Here is a 4,216-nt window from a genome sequence, read left to right on the forward strand (position 1 = left end):
CATAGCGCCCCTGCCCGAACGAGATGCGCCGCGCCTCGCCGCCCGAGGCGGGCATGACATATATCTGCGGCACGCCCGAACGGTCGCTCTCGAACACGATCTGGCGGCCATCGGGCGAATAGCCGGGCGCGGTCTCGATCGACGGGGCCGAGGTCAGCCGCGTGCGCCGCCCGTTCGACAGGTCAAGCTCGTAAAGGTCGGTATTGCCGCCCTGCGCCAGCGAAAACACGACCCGCCGTCCGTCCGGCGCAAAGCGCGGCGCAAAGGTCATCGAGCCGGGCTGATCGTCCAGCCCCCGCCGTCCCCCGGTCGCAAGATCCAGCACATAGATCCGCGGGAACCCGGATTCGTAGCTGGTATAAAGCACCCGGTCGCCCGTCGGCGAAAAGCGCGGCGCAAGCACGATCGACGCGGTATCGGTCAGGTATTGCACATTCGCGCCGTCGTAATCCATGATCGCCAGCCGCTTCTGGCGGGCATTCTTCGGCCCGGTCTCGGCGACGAAGGCCACGCGGCTGTCGAAATAGCCGCCCTCGCCGGTGATCCGCGAATAGACCTGATCGGCGACCTTGTGCGCCACGCGGCGCCAGTTCGCGGCCGAACCGCCGAATTGCAGCCCGTCGCCCAGCGGCGCCTCGGAATAGATGTCGAACAGGCGGAACTTGACGTTCAGCCGCCCGTTGCCATCCACCGACACCGCCCCGGTGATCAGCGCCTGCGCATTGATCGCCTTCCAGTCGGAATATTGCACGGGGCTGGCGAAATTCGTCACCCGCGCAAGATGCGCCTCGGCCGGGATTTCCCGGAACAGGCCCGTCCCGGCCAGATCGGCGGCCACGACCCGCGCGATGTTGCGCGCGAACTCCGCCGCGGCCGCGTTCTCGGCCACGAACTCCGGCACGGCGAAGGGCAAGGGCTCGATCACGCCCTCGTCGATCTCGATGCGCAGCGGACCGCCCTGGGCCAGCCCCGCAGCGGGGACCAGCATGGCGCCAAGCGCAAGGGCAAGAAGCGGGGTCAAAACGCGCAACATCTACCGGATCCTCATGTTCTCGGGATTGAATGTCATCTCGATCTGCCGCCACTGGTCATATTTTTCCACCGGTAGCGGAAAGCCCGACGAACCGCACATCACGATCGCGCGGCGCGCCGAATCGAAGACCTGCCGCGCCGCCATGTCGGACCCGCCCGACGAGGACACAAGCCGGATCGACTCGATCACCGGGCGACCATCCTCGCGCATGTCCAGCGCCACGACCACGCTGGTCATCAGGGCATCGGTCGACAGCGCGCCCACATTCCAGCAGCGCGAGACCGCGACGCGCAGCGCGTCGCGCTCTCCGGCGGTCATCGGCGGGCCAGAGGCGGCGGTGCCGGTGCCCGCCCGGGGCGTCTCGGCCGCACCCGAGGCCAGCGCATCGGCCACGGCACCGGCCACCGCATCGGCCAGATTGTCCTGGGCGGACGGCTGCGGAGGCTCCGGCGCGGGCGGCGGTTGGGGCGTCGGCGGCGGCGTGGCGGCGGTCTGGGTCTCGCGCACCGGTTCAGGCCGACGCTCGGGGCGCACGCGCGGACGGGGCGAGCTGGCCAGGATCTGCCCGGTCTCGACCCGCTCCTCGGCCTCGGTCACGATCTGCGGCGCGGCCTCTTCGGGCGCGGCGGCCTCGACCTTGGGCGCAGGGCTCGGCGCGGCGGCATCGGGGCGCACCGCCTCGCGCGGCTGGGGCGCGACCGCCACATCCTCGGGCCGCGGCGCGGCCGGTTCGGGCGCCACCCGCGGCGCGGGGCGCGGCGGTGCGGTATCGGCCACGGGGGCCTCCGGGCCGGTGGTGCTGACCGGGGGCGGCGCGGCCAGCGGCGGCAGCGTATCGGTCACCTCGGCCTCGGGCGGGGGCTGCAACGCACTGGTATCGGGCGCCGGATCGGGCGCGGAGCTGTCCTGCGCGGGCGGCGGCGCGGGCGGCGTGGGCCTGCGTTCGGGCGCGCGCGCGGGCCGGGGCGACGTGGGCACCACGGGGCTGCGCGGCGTCTCGACCTGCTGGGCGGGGGCTTGCGGCGCGGCTGCGGGGGCGGTCAGCGCGGCGAATTCCTCGCCCGACAGGATGGTGACATCCGTCACCTGCATCGGCCGCGGCTTCGGCGTGGTGAACAGCCCGCCGAACAGCACCCATGCCACCAAGAGGAGGTGCACCGCCCCCGAAATCTGGGTGCCCCGGTCCATGCCCTCACCTAGCCGTCCGACCCGTCGAGCCGCGGCCCGCCGCTGTCGGTCACAAGCCCGATATCGCGGAATCCCGCGGCATTGAGCGCACCCATCACCTGCACCACGCGCTGATAGGAAATCGCGCCATCCGCGCGCAGATAGACCTTGTTGTCCCGCCGCTCGGCCGCCACGGCGCGCAGCTTGGGGATCAGCCCGTCCGCCTCGACCTCTGTGTCCTGCAACAGGATGCTGCCATCCGCCGTCAGCGTCACCGCCAGCGGTTCCTCCTGCGCGGCGGGCAGCGCCTCGGCGGCGGTGCGCGGCAACTCGACCGGCACACCCACCGTCAGCAGGGGGGCCGCCACCATGAAGATGATCAGCAGCACCAGCATCACGTCGACAAAGGGCGTGACGTTGATCTCGGACATCGCGGGCGGATGCCGCCGATGGCGCCGCACGCGCTTGCCGCCCGAGTTCTGCCGAGGGGTGAGCGTCGCGCCCATGGCTCAGGTGTCCAACTGGCGCGAAAGGATGGTCGAGAACTCGTCAGCGAAGGATTCGTAGCCGCCCACGATCCGGTCGCTGTCCGAGGACAGCTTGTTGTAGAAGACAACCGCCGGGATCGCCGCCAGAAGCCCCAGCCCGGTCGCCAGCAGCGCCTCGGCGATACCGGGCGCCACCACGGCAAGGTTGGTGTTCTGCTGCAAGGCGATCTGCTCGAAGGCGTGCTTGATCCCCCAGACCGTGCCGAACAGCCCGACAAAGGGCGCGGTGGACCCCACGGTGGCCAGGAAGGACAGCCCGCCATTCAGGTCCTCGGCCTCCTTGGCGATGGCCACATCCATCGACCGGTCGATCCGTGCCGCGGCCCCCGCGATCAGCCCGCCATCCTGCCGGTGGCTGCGCCGCCACTCCATCATTCCGGCGGCAAATATCCGCTCGGGCGCGGCCTGCGGCTCGGGGCCGATCTTGTCGAACAGCTCGTCCAGCGGCTCGCCCGACCAGAACGCCTCGTCAAAGCCCAGCGCCTGAACCCGCGCCTCGCGGAAATTGATCGTCTTCTGGATGATGATCGCCCAGGACCAGAACGAGGCCGCGACCAACAACAGCATCACGACCTGCACCGTAAAGGTCGCGCGCGAGAAAAGGGCAAGCAAGGAGAAGTCAATCTCCTGCGCCAACGCAAGGGTTTCGGTTTCCATTCTGCCTGCTCGTTGCTGAGGGCCGCGTTCTCCCGGCCTCCTTGGCGTGAGTCTACCCGTTTTTCAGGGGGAATGCCAACACAACCGCGTCAGCGTGGCGCGGCATGCACAGCACTCCGCCTATCGCGGCGCGGCAATCTGGCAAAGCTCCGCCGGCAAGCGCACGGGCCGGCCGGTCTCGCCCAGCGCGACAAGGGTCACGCGCGCGGAAAACAGCACCGCGTCCCCGCGCAGGACCCGCTGGTCCAGGGTCAGCCGGGCGGGCGTGACCTGGGCCAACCGGGTTTCGACCTCCAGCAGATCGTCGAAGCGGGCGGGCGACAGGTAATCCGCCTCGACCCGGCGCACGGCAAAGACCACCCCCCGCTCGGCCTTCAGGCGGACCTGGTCCACGCCCAGGTCGCGCACCCATTCGCTGCGCGCGCGCTCGATGAATTTCAGGTAGTTCGCGTAATAGACGATGCCCGCAAGATCGGTGTCCTCGTAATAGACGCGGACCGGAAAACGATGCGTCATTGCCCTCCCCCCGGATCTTCGCCCTCCAACCGCGCCGCCAGCCGCAGCGCATGGGCCGGATCGCTGGCCACCAGCGGCATCGCCGGATCATAGCCCGCCCGGATCACCCCGGCGATCTCGGGGCGCAGGACCAGCCTGCCATCGGGCAGCCGGGCCAGCGGGCCGCGCCCGGCAAAGGCGCTCTCGGACCACAACAGGATCACCTGCACCATCTGGTTCAGCGCGATCGCCTCGGCGGGCAGCGCGGCAATCGCGTCATCGACCCGCTGAAAGACAAAGGCCGCGCGGATCGCCC

At 70.1% G+C, this 4,216-nt stretch carries 5 protein-coding genes and 1 pseudogene; all 6 read right to left on the reverse strand.

Going from position 1 to position 4,216, the window contains the following annotated elements:
* Positions 1 to 1,033, reverse strand: a 1,033-nt coding sequence (tolB, locus tag ENN83_RS13060) for a Tol-Pal system protein TolB (protein ID WP_287187633.1), incomplete at its 3' end; no start/stop codon positions are given.
* A complete protein-coding gene (locus ENN83_RS13065; RefSeq protein WP_287187634.1) occupies positions 1,034 to 2,191 on the reverse strand; it encodes an energy transducer TonB in 1,158 nt (385 codons plus the stop codon).
* A 38-nt stretch (positions 2,192 to 2,229) separates the two neighbouring features.
* Positions 2,230 to 2,706, reverse strand: coding sequence for a protein TolR (tolR, locus tag ENN83_RS13070; protein ID WP_287187635.1), 477 nt, complete (start codon positions 2,704 to 2,706; stop codon positions 2,230 to 2,232).
* 3 nt (positions 2,707 to 2,709) lie between these two features.
* Complete coding sequence (gene tolQ, locus ENN83_RS13075) at positions 2,710 to 3,405, reverse strand: protein TolQ (protein WP_287187636.1); 696 nt, start codon at positions 3,403 to 3,405, stop codon at positions 2,710 to 2,712.
* 120 nt (positions 3,406 to 3,525) lie between these two features.
* A complete protein-coding gene (gene ybgC / locus ENN83_RS13080) occupies positions 3,526 to 3,921 on the reverse strand; it encodes a tol-pal system-associated acyl-CoA thioesterase (protein WP_287187638.1) in 396 nt (131 codons plus the stop codon).
* Positions 3,918 to 4,216, reverse strand: a pseudogene (locus ENN83_RS13085) (hypothetical protein); the annotation flags it as partial. The pseudogene ENN83_RS13085 and the gene ybgC, both read right to left, overlap by 4 nt.

Origin of the sequence: Rhodovulum sp. (assembly GCF_011048875.1) — a bacterium.
GTDB classification, from domain to species: Bacteria; Pseudomonadota; Alphaproteobacteria; order Rhodobacterales; family Rhodobacteraceae; genus Rhodovulum; species Rhodovulum tesquicola.

Bases quoted from the DNA above. Each gene is read 5' to 3' on its own strand.
- tolR (WP_287187635.1), bottom strand. From the start codon at position 2,706: ATGGGCGCGACGCTCACCCCTCGGCAGAACTCGGGCGGCAAGCGCGTG.
- tolQ (WP_287187636.1), bottom strand. From the start codon at position 3,405: ATGGAAACCGAAACCCTTGCGTTGGCGCAGGAGATTGACTTCTCCTTG.
- ybgC (WP_287187638.1), bottom strand. From the start codon at position 3,921: ATGACGCATCGTTTTCCGGTCCGCGTCTATTACGAGGACACCGATCTT.